Genomic DNA, 21,389 nt, shown 5'->3' with positions numbered 1-21,389 from the left:
CTCAAAAAAGAAAAATGGCTTCTATAAGAAAACCATCATTCTGTTTCATAATCTGCTGATTTTACTATCTTTTCCAAGAGAAACAAAAATATACATCTTTCTCAACGCAGAAAATCATATATTGGCATTGTATAATGTTAACATAGCCAAAAATAACCGTCAACGTTTTTTTGATTTTATGATATAATATCCTTTTTTCTTTTCTACAACCTCAACCTCAGAAAATACTTCTTCTAGTTTTTTTAGCGCAGACGGTGCACCTTGTTTCTTTTGAATAACAATCCAAAGTTCTCCACCTGGAACTAAATACTCCACAGCTTTTTCTAAAATCTCATGTACGATATCTTTACCCGCACGAATTGGAGGGTTAGATAGAATAGCAGCATACTTACCATCTACATTTTCATAGACGCTACTTTGAAAAATACGTATATTCTCGATTTTGTTATTAGCGGCGTTTTCTTTCGCAAGCCCAAGTGCCCTCTCATTCACATCCACCATGTGAACTTCACGACCTTGAAACTCTTTCGCTAACGACAAACCAATAGGACCGTATCCGCAACCTACGTCTAATATATTACCTTTAATATCTGGCATTTGAAACGCTTCAATTAAAAGACGGGAACCAAAGTCCACTTCGTTTTTCGAGAACACCCCATGGTCAGATAAGAAAGTAAATCGAGATCCACGAAGGGCAAACTCCCATCGCTTACGATCACTTTTACTAGAAGGGTCGTTAGAAAAATAATGGTCTGCCATATGGCCACCTCTTTTCTTTACAGTTAAAAAAAAAGCTCGCATGAGAGCGAGCTTTTTTTAAAGCATCAAAAGTTAATTACTTAACTTCTACAGCAGCGCCAACTTCTTCAAGTTTAGCTTTGATTTCTTCAGCTTCTTCTTTAGCAGCAGCTTCTTTGATTACTTTTGGAGTGTTGTCAACTAATTCTTTAGCTTCTTTTAAGCCAAGACCAGTGATTTCACGAACAACTTTGATAACTTTGATTTTTTGTGCACCAGCGCTAGTTAGTTCCACATCAAATTCAGTTTTCTCAGCAGCAGCTTCTCCAGCGCCACCAGCAACAGCTACAGGAGCAGCAGCAGTTACGCCGAATTCTTCCTCGATAGCTTTTACTAAGTCGTTAAGTTCTAATACAGTCATAGATTTAACTGCTTCAATGATTTGTTCTTTAGTCATTGTAAATATCCTCCCTTAAATAGGTTTGTATTGTTTTATCGATAATACGTAATTATCTTTTAAAAAATTAAGCGCCTTGCTCTTCCTTTTGGTCTGCAACTGCTTTAGTAGCAAGTGCAAGGTTACGGATTGGAGCTTGAAGAACGCTAAGAAGCATAGAAAGTAAGCCTTCACGTGATGGAAGAGTAGCGATTGCTTTAACCTCATCAAGTGTTACAAGTTTACCTTCGATTACGCCCGCTTTAATTTCTAAAGCTTCATGATCTTTAGCGAAGTCGTTTAATACTTTCGCAGGAGCAACTACATCCTCGTTACTGAACGCGATTGCGTTTGGTCCTGTTAAGAATTCATTTAACTCAGCCATTTCAGCAGATTCTGCAGCACGACGAGTTAGAGAGTTTTTGTAAACTTTGAACTCAACGCCAGCTTCACGTAATTGCTTACGTAATTCTGTTGCTTCAGAAACTGTTAAACCACGGTAGTCAACAACGATTGTAGATTTACTAGCGCGAAGTTTGTCCGCGATTTCAGTTACAACTTGTTGTTTAGTTTCGATTACTTTGCTCATGTTATTACACCTCCTGTAGATTATATAGAAGATGTACCGAAAGTGCACTAAAAACCTCCATGCCCAACTTGTAGACATGGAGGCATATAGTCACAGAAAAAAGATTCCGCTTCGTATATTAACACCTAGGTAGGAAATTAAGTCTATTGACACCTACTGTCTACGGTACACTAATTAAATTCACAACATAAATGATTATATTAAAACTTCTTTATGAAGTCAACTTCCAAAATTTACGCTAATGTAGAAACGTCTACACGTACGCCAGGTCCCATTGTAGAAGCAACTGTTACGTTCTTCATGTAAGTACCTTTTGCAGCAGCTGGCTTAACTTTTTGTAAAGTGTCAGCAATTGTTTTGAAGTTTTCTACTAATTTAGCATCTTCGAAAGATACTTTACCGATTGGAACGTGGATGTTACCAGCTTTATCAACGCGGTATTCAACTTTACCAGCTTTGATTTCGTTAACAGCTTTAGTTACATCGAAAGTAACTGTTCCAGTTTTAGGGTTTGGCATTAAACCTTTAGGTCCTAATACGCGACCAAGTTTACCAACTTCACCCATCATGTCAGGAGTTGCTACTACTACATCGAAATCGAACCAACCTTGTTGGATTTTACCGATGTAATCAGTATCGCCTACGAAGTCAGCTCCAGCAACTTCAGCTTCTTTAGCTTTTTCACCTTTAGCAAATACTAATACACGTTGTACTTTACCAGTACCGTGTGGAAGAACAACTGCACCACGGATTTGTTGGTCAGCTTTCTTAGGGTCAACACCTAAACGGAATGCAGCTTCTACAGTTGCATCAAATTTAGCTGTGTTTGTTTTCTTTACTAATTCTACTGCTTCTGTTGCAGAGTAAGCAGCTGCACGATCAACAAGCTTTGCAGCTTCTACGTACTTTTTACCTCTTTTAGCCATTTTTATTTCCTCCTCGAATGTGGTTTTAGCGGAATAACCTCCCACGTTTACGCCTGTTTTCAGGTATAACCTGAGGATGAGCGCCATCCATTTATTTAAAAACGATAATCATTTACGATAATAAAGGTTGCGAATTGGAATTCCAGACCCGCAACCTTTTTTAAAAACAAATCGAATTAGTCTTCGATAACGATGCCCATACTGCGTGCAGTACCTTCAACCATACGCATTGCAGCTTCTACGCTAGCAGCGTTTAGGTCAGGCATTTTAGTTTCAGCGATTTCGCGTACTTTATCACGCTTAACAGTTGCCACTTTATTACGGTTTGGTTCACCAGAACCAGACTCAATACCAGCTACTTTCTTAAGAAGAACAGCAGCAGGAGGAGTTTTAGTAATGAAAGTGAATGAACGGTCCTCAAATACCGTAATTTCAACAGGGATGATAAGACCAGCTTGATCTGCTGTACGAGCGTTAAACTCTTTACAGAAGCCCATGATGTTAACACCTGCTTGTCCTAATGCTGGACCAACTGGTGGAGCTGGGTTAGCTTTACCTGCAGGAATTTGAAGCTTTACCATTTTAATTACCTTTTTAGCCACGAGACACACCTCCTTAAGTCCGTGATGTGGTCAATTGGACAGTGATTTGCCCTCCCACGTCATATTTTATCTGTAAGGATAAAATCTTTCAAAAAACGTCTCCGATAACGAAGACGTACTGACTTAAAAGATATTATCACTTTTTACAATTCATTTCAAGTTTCATTTTATAATTTTTCAATTTGATGGAAGTCAAGTTCAACTGGAGTCTCGCGACCAAACATGTCCACAAGCACGCTAACCTTTTTCTTCTCCACATCAATTTCTTCAATAGCACCTGTATAATCTGCGAATGGTCCCTCATTTACACGTACTGTCTCATGAAGTTCAAAGTCGAAATCAACCACTTCGTTATCCATTCCCATATGTTTCATAATGGTAACAACTTCCTCTTCTAATAGAGGTGATGGTTTAGATCCAGAACCAGAAGAACCAACGAACCCAGTTACACCCGGCGTGTTACGTACAACATACCAAGAGTCATCAGTCATGATTAATTCTACTAATACATAACCTGGGAACACTTTTCTTTTCATTAATTTTTCTTTTCCGTTTTTCATTTCTACTTCTACTTCTTCCGGGACAACAACACGGAAAATTTTATCTTGCATACCCATTGATTCTACACGTTTCTCTAGGTTTGCTTTTACTTTATTTTCATATCCAGAATAAGTATGGACAACATACCAACTTTTTTCCATTCATTTAGGACGAGCGTCCTTCCCTCCCTGACGTACATTTTTTTGCGCAAATGAAAAAACCCGTTCACCGGGCTTTTACACAGTTCTTATAAATAACATTATATCATGGATAAGTGCTTCTTATTCAAGAATTAACCAAGAATTAACCGAATTAAAGAAGAAATGCCCATATCAACTACTGCGAAGAAAATCGCAAAGAACACAACTGTAGCAACAACAGTCGCTGTTGAGCGGAGTAATTCATCTTTTTTAGGCCAACTTACTTTTTTCATTTCGCGACCTACATCGCCGAAAAAGTTCGTTAAACGCATCTGCGGGACCTCCAGTGTATTATTTCAATTATTTATTTTGTTTCCTTGTGAACTGTATGCTGATTGCATGTTTTACAAAACTTTTTTATTTCAAGTCGCTCTATTGAGCTCGTATCTTTCATAGTAGAGTAGTTTCGATTTTTACACTCTTCACATGAGAGTACAACTTTTTTCCTCATTAGTTACACCAACCTTGTAACATTATGTCCCTAAAAATGTATCATACAATAAAAGACAATGTCAATGACATGCATTTTGTACTCTCTACAAAAGAAAACAGGTGATTTATTTTACACCTGTAGCACTTGTTACTTCTTATGAATTTAAAGTTGTACTTTCTCTCATTTCCATATATCGTTCCAATTTTCTCTTTACTCTTTGTAAAGCGTTATCAATAGATTTCACATGCCTGTTTAACTGTTCTGAAATCTCTTGATAAGAACGACCATCTAAATATAAAGAAAGCACTTTCCTTTCTAAATCGCTTAATAATTCAGATATTTTTGATTCTATGTCTGTATATTCTTCCTGGCTAATGATCATCTCTTCAGGATCAGTCACCTTCGCTTCAGAAATAACATCCAATAACGTTCGATCAGATTCCTCATCGTAAATCGGCTTATCTAAAGACACATACGAATTTAAAGGAATATGTTTTTGTCTTGTTGCCGTTTTAATAGCGGTAATAATTTGTCGAGTGATACATAGTTCAGCAAATGCTTTGAATGAAGACAGCTTGTCCTCTTTATAATCACGAATTGCTTTAAACAACCCTATCATACCTTCTTGAACAATGTCTTCTCGATCGGCACCCACTAAAAAGTAAGATCTTGATTTCGCACGAACAAAGTTCTTATACTTGTGAATTAAATATTCTAGAGCGTCAGTATTACCTTTTCGAACTAACTCAACGATTGCCTCATCCTCTAAATCACGAAATGTAACGTCGCCTATACTTACGAAGCCTGCTTCCACCTTGATCCCTCCGACCGCTATTTATTTAGCAATATTATACAGTAAAAAGATAAAGAGCGTCAATGCTTCAACGCTCTCCTCTTCTTAATTTTTCTAATTTTTCTGTAATATCTTTACTAAATATCTTTCGCATGGCGGGCTGCTGTTCTTTCGTGTCTTTTGTGCGCCTTCTTACTTGTTGTTCCATCGCTTGTACTTCCAACTCTAATTCACGCGCAGATTTTCGAAGGGCACCTTGCCCAAATATAACCCATTGTTCTGTATAATCAGAAGTCGCAACATATATTTGTGTATTTATATTTCTAAGCTCTATCGCAAGTTGCTCTATCTTTTCGTCTGCAGTTTGATTCTTTCGTGTGAATATTACTTCTACACGAGATTGTTTCATCTTTTTTTCAATACCATGGACTGTATAGGCATCAAAGACTATCATCACTTTTGTACCTGTATAACCTTGATAATCCGCCATCTTATCAATAAGCGCATCTCTTGATGATTGTAAATCTACATCCCGCAGTTTCTTCAAATCTCCCCAAGCTCCGATAATGTTGTAACCGTCAACGATTAAAATATCGTTCATTTTTTATTTACCAATTTCGTGACGTTTACGATATACCTCATACATTAACAAACTTGCGGCTACTGAAGCATTTAAGGATGTAACTTTACCAACCATCGGTAAAGTGATTAAGAAATCACACTTTTCACCAATAATACGACTCATACCTTTTCCTTCACTACCAATTACTAACCCAATCGGCATTGTACCATCTAAATTACGGTAATCCGTTTTCCCTTTAGCATCTGTACCAGCAATCCAAAGTCCACGCTCTTTTAATTCATCAATTGTACGAGATAAGTTTGTTACGCGCGCAACAGGAATGTATTCAATCGCTCCTGTTGATGCTTTCGCAACTGATGCTGTAAGTCCCACAGCTCTTCTCTTCGGAATAATAATTCCATGAGCTCCTGTTGCATCAGCAGTACGCATAATAGAACCTAGGTTATGCGGATCTTCAATCTCATCTAAAATCAAGAAGAATGGATCTTCATTACGTTTTTCTGCCACTTTGAATAAATCTTCTAACTCTGCATACTGATATGCAGCTACTTGAGCAATTACACCTTGATGATTACCCTCAACTAATTGATCTAACTTTTTCTTTGGTGCATGTTGTAAAATAATCTTATTTTCTTTCGCTAACGCTAGTACAATTTGTACTTGTCCTTTGGCAGCACCTTCTGCGATCCAAATTTTATTAATATCTCTCCCTGATCTTAACGCTTCAATTACAGGGTTACGTCCGATAATATATTCACTAGTCATGATGATGTGCCCCCTTCCTGTTCTTCTAAAACTGCAATTGCCTTATATACAATTTCGTCTAATCTTTCACGATTATTTAATAAATGATGATAACCAATTAGCGCTTCAAAGGCTGTACTATGTCGATATGTTTGTACATCCGTATTTTTCGGAACTGTACCTGAATTTGCATTACGCCCTCTTCTTAATACCGCCTCTTCTTCCTCTGTCAAAAATGCCGTCTCTAATAAATGATAAACAACTTTCGCCTGTGCTTTTGCTGAAACAAAGCTCGTCCCTAAGCGGTGTAATTGATTAGGGCGAACTTTTCCTTTTTGAAGGAGGTGATAGCGGATATATTGTTCATATACCGCATCACCCATATACGCTAACGCCAAGCTGTTTAATTGCTTTGCATCGATCATCCTTATCCTCTTTTCCATCTTGTACCTTGAGCGGTATCTTCTAAAATAATATTACGTTCTTTTAAATCGTCACGAATTTGATCAGACAATGCAAAATCACGATTTTTACGAGCTTCAATGCGCTTTTGGATAAGCTCTTCAATTTCTTCATCCAGTAATTCTTCTTTTGATAATTCTAATCCCAAAATATCAAATAACGTTTCCAGTTGTTTTACGTATGCTTCAATCACAACTTTAGATGTATGCTCTTCAAGTAAATATTGATTTGCATGATTTGCTACGTTGTATAATTCGGTAATTGCATTTGCAGTGTTAAAGTCATCATTCATTGCCTCTTCAAATGCAGTCTGGAATTTCTCTATTTCAGCTAACCATTTCTCATTATGGTCCGTTAAATCCGTACTACTCTCCATACGATGCTTTAAGTTTCCATAAGCTGTTTTAATTCTTTCCAGTCCATTATTCGTACTTTGTAATAACTCTTCACTAAAGTTAATCGGGTGACGATAGTGTACTGATAACATAAAGAATCTAATTAACTGCGGGTCGTATTGCTTAATAATATCGTGAACTAAAATAAAGTTACCAAGCGATTTAGACATCTTCTCATTGTTAATATTAATATATCCATTATGCATCCAGTAACGTGCAAACGTTTTTCCAGTCAATGCCTCTGACTGCGCAATTTCATTTTCATGATGTGGGAAAGCCAAGTCTTGACCACCAGCATGAATGTCAATTGTATCCCCTAAGTACTTACGCGCCATTGCTGAGCATTCAATATGCCATCCTGGACGTCCTTGCCCCCAAGGGCTTTCCCAGAAGATTTCTCCTTCTTTCGCAGCTTTCCATAAAGCAAAATCAAGAGGATCTTGTTTCTTTTCCCCTACCTCAATACGAGCACCGTGACGTAAATCTGCGATTGGTTGATGTGATAATTTACCGTAACCTTCGAATTCCTTCGTCTTAAAGTACACATCACCCTCTGATTCATATGCATACCCTTTATTCACAAGTTCTTGAATAAATTCAATAATGATATCCATATTTTCTGTTACACGAGGATGAACTGTTGCGTGTTTGCAACCTAGTGCTGTTACATCTTCAAAGTACGCTTCAACAAAACGATCAGCAATTGTCGGTACATCTTCACCCAATTCATTTGCCGCTTTAATTAATTTATCATCTACATCCGTAAAGTTAGATACATATTGCACATCGTATCCTTTGTATTCTAAATAACGACGCACTGTATCGAATACCATAGGAGGCCTTGCATTCCCAATATGAATGTAGTTATAAACTGTAGGTCCGCATACGTACATCTTTACCTTATTTTCTTCTAATGGAACAAACTCTTCTTTTTGACGTGTTAACGTATTATAAATGTGAATAGTCATTTTTATCCTTCCTTTCTACCTTTAATTCCAATTGTTTCTTCAATTTATCAAGTTCTATTTCCATAGCCTTTAATTTATCAAAAATCGGATCCGGAAGGTCAGAGTGATTTAATTCTTGACCAATCTTTACTCCATTTTGAATAACGACACGGCCAGGTATACCTACAACTGTAGAATGTGCAGGAACTTCTTTTAATACGACAGACCCTGCTCCGATTTTAGAATTCTCTCCCACAGTAATAGAACCAAGAACTTTAGCACCCGTCGCAATTAATACATTATCCTGAATTGTTGGATGCCTCTTTCCTTTTTCTTTTCCTGTACCACCTAATGTAACCCCTTGATAAATCGTTACATTATCACCAATTTCACAAGTTTCTCCGATTACAACTCCCATTCCATGATCTATGAAAAAACGTCGACCAATAGTTGCTCCTGGATGGATCTCAATGCCAGTAAAAAAGCGGCTCACTTGTGAAACAAAACGTGCAAGAAAGAAAAAATTTTTTTTATAAAAAGCATGTGCAATTCGATGGGCCCAAACTGCATGTAATCCAGAGTAAGTTAAAATGACTTCGAAATAACCTCTTGCCGCTGGATCCTGTTCAAAAACGACTTCAATATCTTCCCGAAGCCTCTTAAACATCGGTGTTCCCTCCCCTTTATGGGCTGCTTTTTTGTCGAGCGAACTAACTCCCCTAACTCATCACTTCTCCCCTAATTCTTTATATAAGGAGATAAATTCTATATTCATACCTATTTACACGGTATAAAAAAAAGGCGTCTCTGTCATATTGACAGAGACGCCTTTTAAGCGCGGTTCCACTCTGTTTAGGCTTAAAAAAGCCTCAAACTCATCCATGATAACGGTGTAAACCGCTTCTGCTTACTTTGCGGCCTAAGACATCCCACGAAGCAATTCGCTGTTCAGCAGAAGACTCGAAGGGGCATTTCAAAAATCCGCTTATAAACCACTCCCAGCCTAAAGGTGGTTCTCTCTGTAAAAAGCCTGATTTTCTACTTCTCCTTCTCGTCGCTTTTCCTTATTAGGTTTTAGGTATACTTATTATATTTCTAAACCTAGAAAATGTTAACCAATTACTTTTTGAAGACGATTTAAAACTTTTTCTTTTCCAAGAAGTGCAATAGCATTCGGAAGCTCTGGACCATGCGTTTGTCCTGTAGTTGCAACACGGATTGGCATAAATAAATTTTTACCTTTATGTCCTGTTTCCTTTTGAACTGCTTTAATGGCTGCCTTAATTGCTGCTGGCTCCATTGCTTCTAGAGCTTCTATTTGACCAGCAAATGCACGAAGTACTTCAGGTACTTGTTCACCATTTAATACTTCTTGTCCTTCTTCTTCATAATCAACATGATCTTTAAAGAACATTTCAGAAAGCTCTACAATTTCAGCTCCAAAACTCATTTGTTCATGGTATAAAGCAATTACATCACGAATCCAAGCTTGGTCTTGTTCGCTTAAAGTTTCTCCCACACGTCCAGCTTTCACTAAATGCGGTAAGCTTAACTCTACAACCGTATCTAAATCTTGCTTTTTCATATACTGGTTGTTCATCCATTTTAGTTTTTGAGAATCAAATAATGCAGGTGATTTTGATAAACGAGCTGCATCGAACATTTTGATAAACTCATCTTTAGAGAAGATTTCTTCTTCTCCTACCGGAGACCAACCTAGTAGTGCAATAAAGTTAAAGATTGCTTCTGGAAGATACCCAAGCTCTTTATATTGCTCAATAAATTGAATAATAGATTCATCACGCTTACTTAACTTTTTACGACTTTCATTAACAATTAGAGTCATATGACCGAATTGTGGAATATCCCAGCCGAAAGCTTCATAAATCATCATTTGTTTCGGTGTATTTGAAATATGATCATCACCACGAAGTACATGTGTAATTTCCATTAGATGATCATCTACTGCTACTGCAAAGTTATAAGTTGGAATTCCATCCTTTTTCACAATAACAAAATCACCGAAATCATTTGAATGGAACGCAACTTCATCTTTTACAATATCTTTGAATGTGTAGTCACGATCAGCTGGTACACGGAAACGAATACTTGGAATACGTCCCTCAGCTTCAAATTCTTTCACTTGTTCTTCAGTTAATTCACGGTGGTTACCTGCGTAACGAGGTGTTTCACCGCGAGCGATTTGTCCTTCACGCTCTGCTTCTAGCTCTTCTTCTGTCATATAACATTTATAAGCTAGACCACGCTCTAATAAATCTTCATATAATTTTTTATAAATATCTAAACGCTCTGTTTGGCGATATGGTCCAAATTCACCACCAACATCAACACCTTCATCCCAGTCCATACCGAGCCATTTCAAGTATTTTAATTGGCTTTCTTCTCCACCAGCCACGTTACGTTTTACATCAGTATCTTCAATACGAATAATAAATTTGCCATCTAAATGACGAGCAAATAAATAATTAAATAATGCCGTACGCGCATTTCCGATATGTAAGTGTCCTGTTGGACTTGGCGCGTAGCGCACTCTCACTTGCTTTTCCATAATTGGTACACCTTCCATTCTTAATGTCAACACATTCTATAATTGTACACCAAAAAAATGTGATTATCCATCTTACGAATTAAAAACCATTATTTTTTCTGTAATAAAACAACCGCTTGAGAAGCAATCCCTTCTTCTCTACCTGTAAATCCTAATTTTTCTGTTGTTGTTGCCTTTACATTAATGTTATCGATAGACGTTTCTAACAGTTCACTAATGCGCTTACGCATACTCTCAATATGTGGTGCCATTTTTGGTTTTTGAGCAATAATTGTACAATCTAAATTTCCTAACTCGTAACCTTGTTCACGCACAAATTCCCAAACTTTTTGTAACAATACAGCTGAATCTGCATCTTTAAAAGCTGGGTCTGTATCAGGAAAATGCTTTCCGATATCTCCTGCTGCAATCGCACCTAAACATGCATCAGCAATCGTATGTAACAATACATCTGCATCTGAATGACCGATTAATCCTTTCTCGTGTGGAATTGTAATTCCACCGATAATCAACGGGCGCCCTTCCGCAAATTCATGTACATCAAAACCTTGTCCAATTCGAAACATCCTTACTTCCTCCTTAAGCTAAACTACTGAGCTTTATGACTCTATATTATATCGCTATCCTTATAAAGAAAAGCCCGGCTGTTGCCGAGCTTTTCTTTATTAACACGTCATCAATGTTATTTCTTCTGAACACGTAGGAAACTTTCAGCAATTAATAGATCTTCCGGAGTCGTCACTTTAATATTATAGTAACTCCCCTCTACTACACCTACTTGCTTCCCCACACGTTCTACGAGACTTGCATCATCTGTGCCAAGAAAACAACTTTGCTTTGCGCTTCTATGAGCTTCTAGCAAAAGAGAAACAGAGAATCCTTGTGGTGTTTGTACAGCGTTAAGTTGAGATCGCTCTACCGTTTCTACAACAACACCCTGCTCTACTTTCTTAACAGTATCTTTTACTGGCACTGCACAAATGGAAGCTCCATATTTTTCTGCTGCAGTTAATACATCGCGAATCACTTTATTCGTTACGAACGGGCGCGCCCCGTCATGAACAAGAACATATTCGACACCACTCGCATACTGAAGTGCGTTATATACGCTATCTTGTCTTTCGGCTCCACCCTGAATAAATTGTACGTGCTTTTCAATCTGGTACTTCTGCACCAACTCTTCAAAATACGGGCGTTCTTCTTCGTTAATTGCCATAATAATACTTTTGCACGCTTTATCTTTTTCAAAAGCACGCAATGTGTGCACAATAATTGGTACTTCATCTATAAGTAAAAATAACTTATTTTTACCAGCACCCATTCGTTTCCCTTGGCCCGCTGCCGGAATAATTAATGTATACATATTAATAATCCTCTACTTATAATGCTTTTTCTAGCAATTTACGTTTTGCGAAAATCATACGACCAGCCGATGTTTGTAATACGCTAGTAACAAGTACGTCAAGTTGTGAACCCACATACTCTCTACCATCTTCTACTACAATCATCGTACCATCATCTAAGTATGCAACACCTTGATTTTGTTCTTTACCATCTTTCACAACATAAACACTTAATTCTTCACCAGGGAGTACGACTGGTTTAATCGCATTAGCTAAATCATTAATGTTTAACACCGTAACCCCTTGTAATTCAGAAACTTTGTTTAAATTGAAATCGTTTGTTACTACAGTTCCACCAGTGATTTTTGCCAACTTTACAAGCTTGCTATCTACTTCTTGGATATCATCGAAATCGCCTTCATAAATTTCTACCGGAATTGGCATCTCCTTTTGAATACGATTTAAAATGTCTAGCCCTCTGCGGCCACGATTACGCTTTAAAGCATCTGAAGAATCGGCAATATGCTGAAGCTCTTCTAATACGAATTGCGGAATGACAATTGTTCCTTCTAAAAACTTTGTTTGGCAAATATCTGCAATACGTCCGTCAATAATTACACTCGTATCGAGAATTTTCCAATGAGTCGTAGATTTTTCTGCTTCGACCTCTACCTCTTCATTCTCACTATTGTTTTTCTTCTTACCTCCGCGTTGGGGTAATGTAAATAATCCTAGCAATTCATTCCTCTTTTTAAATCCTACTTGGAATCCTAAATATCCAAGTAAAAGGGTGAAGAACACTTGCAACACCGTACTAATAACTGGAATTGTAAATTCACGAATTGGTATCAAAATTAAATATGCAACAATAAGACCAGAGATTAATCCTAATGTACCAAATAAAACATCTGCTACAGGCGCCTTTACAAGAGCCTCTTCAATATGCTTAATAAGTTGAACAATATAATCTACAAGCCAAAATGTTGTTAAAAATAAAATAATTGCACCAATAATTGCACGAACATACGATCCTTCCAACAAAGGAACCGCACCGATATCTAATACATTAATAATTTTTGGGATTAAGTAAATCCCTAACGCTCCCCCGATCACTAAAAAGAAGAGCTGTACAATCCGTTTTAACATCCAACCACCTCCTACTCATTATTAACCATTGTTTCGCTAATCAAAACGCCGAATGCAAAAGCGGACGTGTTTTTTTGTAAATAGTTTTATTTACCAATATATCATATCATATACCAAAAATGTTCTAGTGTCGTTATATTATAGAATCAATGTAATATTCTTAATTGTGTCTACTCATATAGAGATGCTCTTGAATTCTTTTTAGACCTTCTCGTATTTTCTTCGCTCTCACTTCTCCAATTCCTTCCACATCATCCAATTCATTAATAGTTGCTCGGCAAACACCTTGCAATGTTTTAAATCGATTAATTAAATTCTCGATAATAAGTGGCGGAACACGAGAAATCTTGCTTGTGATTCGGTACCCTCTAGGTGTCACACTTTCTTCTAAACTTGTTTGTCCTGGATAGCCAAGCAATTTAACTAAATCACTATCCTCTAAAAGTTGTGTATTTGCAAGATCTTGTAACTTTTTCAAGATTTGATGATGGTCTTGTGTTTTCTCCTGGTGATAATCTTTAATTAACAATGCTGCCTCTGCCTCTAAATCAGCTAGTAATTCTGTAAGCTGTAAACGAATTAACCTACCTTCTGTTCCTAACTCATGAATATAGCTCAATATTTCATTTTTAATACGCAGCACCATTTCAACACTATGTAAAACGTGAACCACCTCGGACATTGTAACGACCTCTTCAAATTCTAGAATACCCAAATTCGTAATGCCGTCATTCCATACAGCCTTATATTTTTCTAGCGTTTGAATTGCTTGATTTGCCTTCGTTAAAATGACACCTATATCTTTTAATGTATAACGTAAGTTCCCTTGATATAGCGTAATTACATTACGTCTTTGTGAAATGGCCACAACAAGGCTGCCCGTCTGCTTTGCTACACGCTCTGCTGTTCGGTGACGCATACCTGTTTCAATAGAATCAATAGATGAATCTGGAACTAACTGTGCGTTTGCAATTAAAATTTTACTTCCAGTTTCATTTAAAATAAGTGCTCCATCCATTTTTGCTAATTCATATAAACTAGCAGGAGAGAATGCGCAATTAATATGAAAACCACCATCAACAATGCTTTTAATCTGCTCATTATACCCAAGAACAATTAGTCCCCCCGTTTGTGCGCGAAGTACATTATCTATCCCTTCGCGCAGTGGTGTTCCTGGGGCCACGAGCTGTAAAATGTTAATCATACTTTTGACACGTTGCTTATTTTCTTCCATAGCCTAGCCTCCTAATGTCAAACGAAGCGCTTCTCCCAAATTAGAAACACCTACAACCTCAATCCCCTCTGGAATTGTCCATCCCCCTAAATTTTTTCTAGGAATGATAGCACGTTGAAATCCTAATTTAGCTGCTTCTTGTACACGTTGTTCAATTCTTGATACTCTTCTTATTTCTCCAGTTAATCCAACTTCTCCTATTACCGCATCAGTTGGTGCCGTAGATTTATCTCTAAAACTTGAAGCTATACTTAAGGCGACAGCTAAATCAATTGCCGGTTCGTCTAATTTCAAACCACCAGCTACTTTTAAATACGCATCTTGATTTTGTAATAGTAAACCTGTTCTTTTCTCTAGTACCGCCATAATAAGCGAGACACGATTATGATCAATTCCTGTCGCCATTCTTCGAGGATTTCCAAAACTAGTAGGGGAAATTAATGCCTGTATTTCTACTAAAACTGGTCTTGTTCCTTCCATTGAGGCAACTACTGTTGAACCTGCAACTCCAACTGGTCTTTCCTCAAGGAAAATTTCAGAAGGATTTAAGACTTCTGCAAGGCCAAGTTCTTTCATTTCAAAGATACCCATTTCATTCGTAGAACCAAAACGATTCTTTACAGCTCGTAAAATACGATATGTATGGTGTCGATCTCCTTCAAAGTAAAGAACTGCATCGACCATATGTTCTAGCATACGCGGTCCCGCAATTGCACCTTCTTTTGTCACATGTCCTACGATGAAAATTGGGATTCCCTTTGTTTTTGCAAGTTTCATTAATTCTGCTGTACATTCACGTACTTGCGCCACACTACCAGGAGCTGATGTCACCTCAGGTAAATGTATCGTTTGAATAGAATCAATAACAACAAAAGCAGGATTCATCTCTTCAATATGTGCTGCAATACGCTGTAAATCTGTCTCTGATACAACAAATAGATTACTACCATTTACATGTAAACGATCTGCACGAAGTTTAATCTGCTTTGCTGACTCCTCACCTGATATATACAATACATCATATGAAGCATCTGCTAATTGCGAGGAAATCTGTAATAATAACGTTGATTTTCCAATCCCAGGGTCCCCACCAATAAGTACTAAAGATCCATCTACAATTCCGCCACCTAGTACACGGTTAAACTCTTGAAATTTTGTTTCAATACGTGCCTCAGACTTTGTTTCTACTTCTGTAAGACGTCTTGGTTTTGTTACTTCTGTTTGAATTGCATTTGCATAATTTAGGCGTCTGGATGATACAACGGGTTCCATCTCTTCAACAAGCGAATTCCATTGACCACACCCTGGACATTTACCCATATATTTTGGTGATTGATAACCACACTCTTGACATGTGAATTTTGTTTTCTTTTTAGCCATATCTTTTTATATTTCACTTCGCTTTCATCTATAAACATTTGACCTTCTCGTACAAGAAAGAGGGCTATCTCGTAGCCCTCTTAGTTTGTCTATACTTATTTTACCTTTTCAGCACTATGAATGACAAATGTTTCCCCTTCTACATCAAAGATAACTTTTTGACCTTTCTCAATAGCACCTTTTAAAAGTTCTTCCGATAGTCTATCTTCTACATGCTTCTGAATTGCTCTACGTAGTGGACGAGCACCATATTCACGATCAAACCCTTTATCAGCAATAGCTGCAATCGCTCCTTCTGTTAAGTGCAATTCAATTTCTTGTTCTTTTAAGCGATTCACTAACTGATTTACCATAAGAGTCACAATTTCTTGAATATGTTTTTTCTCAAGCATATGGAATACGATAATTTCATCAATACGGTTTAAGAATTCTGGACGAAATGCCTTTTTCAGCTCATCCATTACTTTACCTTTCATATCCGAATAATCACGGCTTTCATCTTGTACGTTAAATCCAAGATGTTTGTTACGTTTTAACGCCTCAGCACCAACGTTAGACGTCATAATAACAATCGTATTACGGAAATCAACTGTACGTCCTTTAGAATCAGTTAAACGACCATCTTCCAATACCTGTAGTAGAATATTAAATACATCAGGATGTGCCTTCTCTACTTCATCTAATAGGACAACTGAATAAGGCTTACGACGAACCTTCTCTGTTAATTGTCCGCCTTCTTCATACCCAACATATCCTGGAGGAGAACCAACTAAGCGAGAAGTTGAATGTTTCTCCATATACTCAGACATATCAATGCGAATCATTGCATCCTCATCACCGAACATAGATTCTGCCAATGCTCTTGCTAATTCTGTTTTACCTACACCTGTTGGCCCTAAGAAAATAAATGAACCAATTGGACGTTTCGGATCTTTCAATCCTGCTCTTGCACGACGAACAGCTTTCGCTACAGCCACTACAGCTTCATCCTGACCGATGACACGATCATGAAGAATGGATTCTAAGTTTAATAATTTATCAGTCTCTGTTTGTGCAAGTTTAGAAACAGGGATACGTGTCCATGTAGAAACGACATTTGCAATATCTTCTACCGTAACCTCTGAATTTTCTTTTCCTTGTTGCTCTTTCCACTGACGTTTTGTATCTTCCAATTTCTCACGTAAGCGTTGTTCCATATCGCGTAAGGAAGCAGCCTTTTCAAACTCTTGACTTTGTACAGCCGCATCTTTTTCTTTTCGAATTTCCTCAAGCTTCACTTCAAGCTCTTTTAAGTTTGGTGGTGTTGTATAAGAACGCAAGCGAACTTTTGAAGCAGCTTCATCAATTAAATCAATTGCTTTATCCGGTAAGAAACGATCCGTAATATAACGATCTGAAAGTTTTACAGCTGCATCAATTGCATCATCTGTAATAGACACACGGTGATGCGCCTCATAACGATCGCGTAACCCTTTCAAGATTTGAGTCGATTCTTCTAGACTCGGCTCATCAACATGAATTGGCTGGAAACGTCTCTCTAAAGCTGCATCCTTTTCAATATATTTACGATACTCATCTAAAGTTGTCGCACCAATACATTGTAATTCTCCGCGTGCTAAAGATGGTTTTAAAATATTCGATGCATCGATTGCACCTTCTGCTCCACCTGCACCGATTAATGTATGAAGTTCATCAATAAATAGAATAATATTCCCTGCTTGACGTATTTCATCCATTACTTTCTTTAAACGATCTTCAAACTCACCACGATATTTCGTCCCAGCTACCACTGTTCCCATATCTAGTGTCATAACACGCTTATCTCTTAACGTTTCAGGAACTTCATTATTTACGATTTGCTGTGCTAACCCTTCAGCAATTGCTGTTTTACCTACACCAGGCTCTCCAATTAACACTGGATTGTTTTTTGTTCTACGGCTTAACACTTCAATTACACGTTGAATTTCTTTACTACGTCCAATAACAGGATCCAAACGATTCTCACGTGCAACAACTGTTAAGTCGCGCGCTAAACTGTCTAGTGTCGGTGTATTTGCATTTGTCGATGAACCACCTTGATGACCTGAACTTGCTTCGTTACTTCCAAGAAGTTGTAACACTTGTTGTCTTGCTTTGTTGAGGCTTACACCTAAATTATTTAATACACGTGCCGCTACACCTTCACCTTCACGGATTAAGCCAAGTAAAATATGTTCTGTTCCAACGTAAGAATGTCCTAGCTTACGCGCTTCATCCATAGACAATTCAATAACTTTTTTAGCACGAGGTGTATAATGTACAGTTTGAGAAGCTTCTGTTCCACGTCCAATTAACGCTTCTACCTCTTTTTGCACTTTCTCCGGGCTCAATCCAAGAGCAATTAACGCTTTTGCTGCAATTCCTTCACCTTCGCGTACAAGCCCAAGTAAAATATGTTCTGTTCCAATGTTATTATGCCCAATGCGAATTGCTTCCTCTTGAGATAAAGCTAATACTTTCTGTGCTCTTTCTGTAAATCTTCCAAACATCATAGAAATCGCCTCCTACTTGCGCTTAGTTTTTTTCAATACGTAATCGCTCACGGATTAAGGTTGCTCTTCGATAATCTCTTTCTTCTGGTCCTAAAGGTCCTCCTGCATATTGTTGTAAAATACCAGGTTGCGTAAGAACCATTAGCTCAGTCAAAATATTTCTCGATATACCTTTTATATATCCTAGATCAATACCGAGTCGTACATCCGATAAGCAAGTTGCCGCTTCTGCAGATTGAATTAAACGACTGTTTGCTAGTATACCGTAAGAACGATAAACCTTATCTTCAAGCTCAATGCTCGAATTTTGTACAATTAATTCTCTGGCCAATTTTTCTTGTTGTATAATTTGCTGCATGACACTCTTTAAATCTGCAATAATATCTTCTTCGGATTTCCCTAACGTCATTTGATTTGATACTTGAAATATATTACCTAACGCTTCGCTACCTTCACCGTATATTCCTCTTACTACTAAACCTAATTTTTGAATTACTTGTATAATACGGCTAATTCTTTTTGTTAAAACCAGCCCTGGTAAATGAATCATTACAGAAGCTCTTAATCCTGTACCAACGTTAGTAGGACAACTCGTAATATATCCAAGTGATTCATCAAAAGCATATTCAACCTCTTTCTCAATCCAATTATCTATTTGATTGGCGCTTTGAAGCGCCTTTGATAACTGTAGTCCTGGAAATAGGCACTGAATCCTAATGTGGTCTTCCTCATTAAGCATCACACTAATGTGTTCGCTTTCTGATAACAGACATGCTCCATATTCGGTCCCTGCTAGATTTGGACTAATTAAATGCTTTTCGACTAAAACTCTCCTTTGAAGAGGAGTTAGTTCATTCATTTTTAATAGTCCAAACTTCCCAAAGGGCTCTACCGCTTTATTTATAAATTTCTTTTTAAATAATTCTTGAACCTTTTGAGCTTCCTCTTCGTTTTGCATAGTAGAAAATTGATATTGCTTAAAATTACGAGCCAAACGAATTCGACTACTTAAAACAATATCAGAATCAGGGCCATCCCCCTTCATCCATGGACTAATCGCTTCATTCATAATTTTGTCCAGTGACATAGAACTACTCCCCCTCTCTATGCTCACTAAGCTGAGTTTCAAGCCCTCGAATTTCATCTCTTACCTCAGCAGCTTTCTCAAACTCCTCATTCTGTACATATTGTTTCAGAATAAGTTTTAGTTCATCTAATTCTTTCTTTAAGTGGATATTTCCTTCCATTCGTTCCGGAATTTTTCCACAATGTTCTGTATGTCCACCATGAAGTCGCTTTAACAATGGGTTTAAGTGTCCTTTAAATGTATCGTAACAAGAAGCACAACCAAAGCGTCCCACTTTTGTAAAATGTTCATATGTCATCTTACAATCTGGACATCTTACTGTATTTGTATTTGAAAACCCGTTTTTTCCTTCTCCAAACATTGTTGATTCACCGTGTAATAAACCAGCAAATACATCATGAAATGAAAAGTTAGACTGTGATGATTGAAAGAAAGACGTATAGCCACTTTGCTCCGCACATTGCTCACAAAGATGAACTTCCGCCTTCTTCTCGTTGATTACTTTTGTATAATGTAAAGTTGCTGGTCTTATATTACAGTTTTGACAAGTCATCAATATCCCCACCTTTACAACAGGAACGATCTACCTCATGATACTTTTCATACATTACTAGATTGTCCTCTTTCCTTAATCCACTCAGATAAAAGTACATGCTCTTTTTCAAAACTTCTACAATATTTAACTGCCCTATCTTAATTATCATTCTTTTACAAAAGCTGTATTTATTTATATTTCAGTGTTCTTAACATTGCGCATAATATTCGAGCCCTAAGTTCATCTCGAGAAGGAATATCCATTGATAATACAGAACGATCTAGTACACTTAACATTAATTTTGCTTCACGGCCTGTTATGATTCCCTCTTCTAATAAACGTATAATCATACTCTCTGCATTCCCTTGTGCAACGCTATGATCAATCATATGAAGCATTTGATCAATAATGTCTATATCATCATGCAGTTTGACTTTTATAATGCGAATGTAACCTCCTCCACCACGTTTACTTTCTACTACAAATCCTCTTTCTAATGTAAAACGGGTATTGATTACATAATTGATTTGAGATGGTACGCACTCGAATCGATCCGCAATCTCATTTCTTTTGATTTCAATCACATTATTATTACTTAAGTCAATAACTTGCTTTAGATATTGCTCAATGATATCAGATATATTTCTCATTTATCCGCCACCTTTATTGACTTTGACTATCTTTGACTTTAATTATATACGTATTAATAAAATTTGCAACTCTTTTGCTTATTCACTATCCTAGCCACATTCCCCTGCATTTAATCAAAATAGTAATTATTTAAGCACATTTTTTTAATTACTATGGATTATAAAAGAAAACACGAAAAAACACGAGTCATTTGACTCGTGTTTAGTTGCTTGGCGACGTCCTACTCTCACAGGGACAAGGTCCCAACTACCATCGGCGCTAGAGAGCTTAACTTCCGTGTTCGGTATGGGAACGGGTGTGACCTCTCTGCCATCATCACCAAACTATGAAGGCATATTCCTTCAAAACTAGATAACATTTGCTACATATTATATGGTTAAGTCCTCGATCTATTAGTATTCGTCAGCTCCACATGTCACCATGCTTCCACCTCGAACCTATCAACCTGATCATCTTTCAGGGATCTTACTAGCTTACGCTATGGGAAATCTCATCTTGAGGGGGGCTTCATGCTTAGATGCTTTC

Annotated in this window: 24 protein-coding genes, 2 rRNA genes and 2 other annotated features; all 26 genes read right to left on the bottom strand. The window is 37.4% G+C overall.

Translation table 11 applies throughout. From position 1 onward, the window contains the following. Nucleotides 1–159 precede the first annotated feature (159 nt). Complete coding sequence (locus BLT20_RS27850; RefSeq protein WP_000763266.1) at nucleotides 160–759, bottom strand: class I SAM-dependent methyltransferase; 600 nt, start codon at nucleotides 757–759, stop codon at nucleotides 160–162. Nucleotides 760–835: 76 nt separating this feature from the next. After that, entirely contained in the window at nucleotides 836–1,195 is a 360-nt protein-coding gene (gene rplL / locus BLT20_RS27845) for a 50S ribosomal protein L7/L12 (RefSeq protein ID WP_000159736.1), read from the bottom strand. Between the two features lie 67 nt (nucleotides 1,196–1,262). Continuing rightward, nucleotides 1,263–1,763: a 50S ribosomal protein L10 gene (gene rplJ, locus BLT20_RS27840; RefSeq protein WP_000048716.1), complete on the bottom strand. Its 501-nt coding sequence runs from the start codon at nucleotides 1,761–1,763 to the stop codon at nucleotides 1,263–1,265. Between the two features lie 39 nt (nucleotides 1,764–1,802). Further along, nucleotides 1,803–1,947, bottom strand: a sequence feature (ribosomal protein L10 leader region). Between the two features lie 49 nt (nucleotides 1,948–1,996). Further along, nucleotides 1,997–2,689: a 50S ribosomal protein L1 gene (rplA, locus tag BLT20_RS27835; RefSeq protein ID WP_002025182.1), complete on the bottom strand. Its 693-nt coding sequence runs from the start codon at nucleotides 2,687–2,689 to the stop codon at nucleotides 1,997–1,999. Nucleotides 2,690–2,865: 176 nt separating this feature from the next. Beyond that, on the bottom strand, nucleotides 2,866–3,291 hold the full coding sequence (gene rplK / locus BLT20_RS27830; protein WP_001085872.1) for a 50S ribosomal protein L11: 426 nt from the start codon (nucleotides 3,289–3,291) through the stop codon (nucleotides 2,866–2,868). A 167-nt stretch (nucleotides 3,292–3,458) separates the two neighbouring features. After that, complete coding sequence (nusG, locus tag BLT20_RS27825; RefSeq protein ID WP_000415794.1) at nucleotides 3,459–3,992, bottom strand: transcription termination/antitermination protein NusG; 534 nt, start codon at nucleotides 3,990–3,992, stop codon at nucleotides 3,459–3,461. 131 nt (nucleotides 3,993–4,123) lie between these two features. Further along, nucleotides 4,124–4,303 carry a preprotein translocase subunit SecE gene (gene secE, locus BLT20_RS27820; RefSeq protein ID WP_001241323.1) on the bottom strand — a complete coding sequence of 60 codons (180 nt, stop codon included), beginning with the start codon at nucleotides 4,301–4,303 and terminating at the stop codon, nucleotides 4,124–4,126. Between the two features lie 32 nt (nucleotides 4,304–4,335). Then, nucleotides 4,336–4,482 (bottom strand): 50S ribosomal protein L33, encoded by a 147-nt coding sequence (rpmG, locus tag BLT20_RS27815; RefSeq protein ID WP_014481927.1) that lies wholly within the window; start codon nucleotides 4,480–4,482, stop codon nucleotides 4,336–4,338. Between the two features lie 136 nt (nucleotides 4,483–4,618). Beyond that, the gene (locus tag BLT20_RS27810; protein WP_000387193.1) at nucleotides 4,619–5,278 is read right to left on the bottom strand and encodes an RNA polymerase factor sigma-70; all 660 of its coding nucleotides are present in this window, start codon (nucleotides 5,276–5,278) and stop codon (nucleotides 4,619–4,621) included. Between the two features lie 67 nt (nucleotides 5,279–5,345). After that, nucleotides 5,346–5,858 (bottom strand): NYN domain-containing protein, encoded by a 513-nt coding sequence (locus tag BLT20_RS27805; RefSeq protein ID WP_000997886.1) that lies wholly within the window; start codon nucleotides 5,856–5,858, stop codon nucleotides 5,346–5,348. 3 nt (nucleotides 5,859–5,861) lie between these two features. After that, nucleotides 5,862–6,605, bottom strand: coding sequence for a 23S rRNA (guanosine(2251)-2'-O)-methyltransferase RlmB (gene rlmB / locus BLT20_RS27800; RefSeq protein ID WP_000200237.1), 744 nt, complete (start codon nucleotides 6,603–6,605; stop codon nucleotides 5,862–5,864). Beyond that, entirely contained in the window at nucleotides 6,602–7,009 is a 408-nt protein-coding gene (locus BLT20_RS27795; RefSeq protein ID WP_000564262.1) for a Mini-ribonuclease 3, read from the bottom strand. The genes rlmB and BLT20_RS27795 overlap by 4 nt, the downstream gene beginning before the upstream one ends. Nucleotides 7,010–7,011: 2 nt before the next feature. Beyond that, nucleotides 7,012–8,409, bottom strand: coding sequence for a cysteine--tRNA ligase (cysS, locus tag BLT20_RS27790; RefSeq protein ID WP_000152276.1), 1,398 nt, complete (start codon nucleotides 8,407–8,409; stop codon nucleotides 7,012–7,014). Next, a complete protein-coding gene (cysE, locus tag BLT20_RS27785; RefSeq protein ID WP_000476493.1) occupies nucleotides 8,390–9,055 on the bottom strand; it encodes a serine O-acetyltransferase in 666 nt (221 codons plus the stop codon). Before cysE ends, cysS begins: the two co-directional genes overlap by 20 nt. 150 nt (nucleotides 9,056–9,205) lie before the next feature. Continuing rightward, nucleotides 9,206–9,452, bottom strand: a binding site (T-box leader). Between the two features lie 47 nt (nucleotides 9,453–9,499). Further along, nucleotides 9,500–10,957, bottom strand: a complete 1,458-nt coding sequence (gene gltX / locus BLT20_RS27780) for a glutamate--tRNA ligase (RefSeq protein ID WP_000415143.1) — start codon at nucleotides 10,955–10,957, stop codon at nucleotides 9,500–9,502. Nucleotides 10,958–11,046: 89 nt separating this feature from the next. Beyond that, on the bottom strand, nucleotides 11,047–11,523 hold the full coding sequence (ispF, locus tag BLT20_RS27775; protein WP_000488386.1) for a 2-C-methyl-D-erythritol 2,4-cyclodiphosphate synthase: 477 nt from the start codon (nucleotides 11,521–11,523) through the stop codon (nucleotides 11,047–11,049). A gap of 116 nt (nucleotides 11,524–11,639) precedes the next feature. Next, the gene (gene ispD, locus BLT20_RS27770) at nucleotides 11,640–12,320 is read right to left on the bottom strand and encodes a 2-C-methyl-D-erythritol 4-phosphate cytidylyltransferase (protein ID WP_000288288.1); all 681 of its coding nucleotides are present in this window, start codon (nucleotides 12,318–12,320) and stop codon (nucleotides 11,640–11,642) included. Nucleotides 12,321–12,336: 16 nt separating this feature from the next. Continuing rightward, nucleotides 12,337–13,446, bottom strand: a complete 1,110-nt coding sequence (locus BLT20_RS27765) for a PIN/TRAM domain-containing protein (protein WP_000919677.1) — start codon at nucleotides 13,444–13,446, stop codon at nucleotides 12,337–12,339. Nucleotides 13,447–13,606: 160 nt separating this feature from the next. Next, on the bottom strand, nucleotides 13,607–14,680 hold the full coding sequence (gene disA / locus BLT20_RS27760; RefSeq protein WP_000392163.1) for a DNA integrity scanning diadenylate cyclase DisA: 1,074 nt from the start codon (nucleotides 14,678–14,680) through the stop codon (nucleotides 13,607–13,609). A 3-nt stretch (nucleotides 14,681–14,683) separates the two neighbouring features. Continuing rightward, nucleotides 14,684–16,060: a DNA repair protein RadA gene (radA, locus tag BLT20_RS27755; protein ID WP_001085202.1), complete on the bottom strand. Its 1,377-nt coding sequence runs from the start codon at nucleotides 16,058–16,060 to the stop codon at nucleotides 14,684–14,686. A 95-nt stretch (nucleotides 16,061–16,155) separates the two neighbouring features. Then, on the bottom strand, nucleotides 16,156–18,591 hold the full coding sequence (gene clpC / locus BLT20_RS27750) for an ATP-dependent protease ATP-binding subunit ClpC (protein ID WP_000971183.1): 2,436 nt from the start codon (nucleotides 18,589–18,591) through the stop codon (nucleotides 16,156–16,158). Between the two features lie 22 nt (nucleotides 18,592–18,613). Then, nucleotides 18,614–19,678 (bottom strand): protein-arginine kinase McsB, encoded by a 1,065-nt coding sequence (locus BLT20_RS27745; RefSeq protein WP_000050842.1) that lies wholly within the window; start codon nucleotides 19,676–19,678, stop codon nucleotides 18,614–18,616. Between the two features lie 4 nt (nucleotides 19,679–19,682). Further along, a complete protein-coding gene (locus BLT20_RS27740; protein WP_000128399.1) occupies nucleotides 19,683–20,231 on the bottom strand; it encodes a protein-arginine kinase activator protein McsA in 549 nt (182 codons plus the stop codon). Nucleotides 20,232–20,401: 170 nt separating this feature from the next. Then, on the bottom strand, nucleotides 20,402–20,863 hold the full coding sequence (gene ctsR, locus BLT20_RS27735; RefSeq protein WP_001244565.1) for a transcriptional regulator CtsR: 462 nt from the start codon (nucleotides 20,861–20,863) through the stop codon (nucleotides 20,402–20,404). Between the two features lie 208 nt (nucleotides 20,864–21,071). Further along, nucleotides 21,072–21,187, bottom strand: a 5S ribosomal RNA gene (gene rrf, locus BLT20_RS27730). 49 nt (nucleotides 21,188–21,236) lie between these two features. Continuing rightward, nucleotides 21,237–21,389 (bottom strand): 23S ribosomal RNA (locus BLT20_RS27725); the annotation flags it as partial.

Source organism: Bacillus sp. cl96 (genome assembly GCF_900100505.1).
Taxonomy (GTDB): domain Bacteria; phylum Bacillota; class Bacilli; order Bacillales; family Bacillaceae_G; genus Bacillus_A; species Bacillus_A cereus.
Note: the sequence above shows the minus strand (reverse complement) of the source record. Positions and strands in the feature narration are given on the sequence as shown.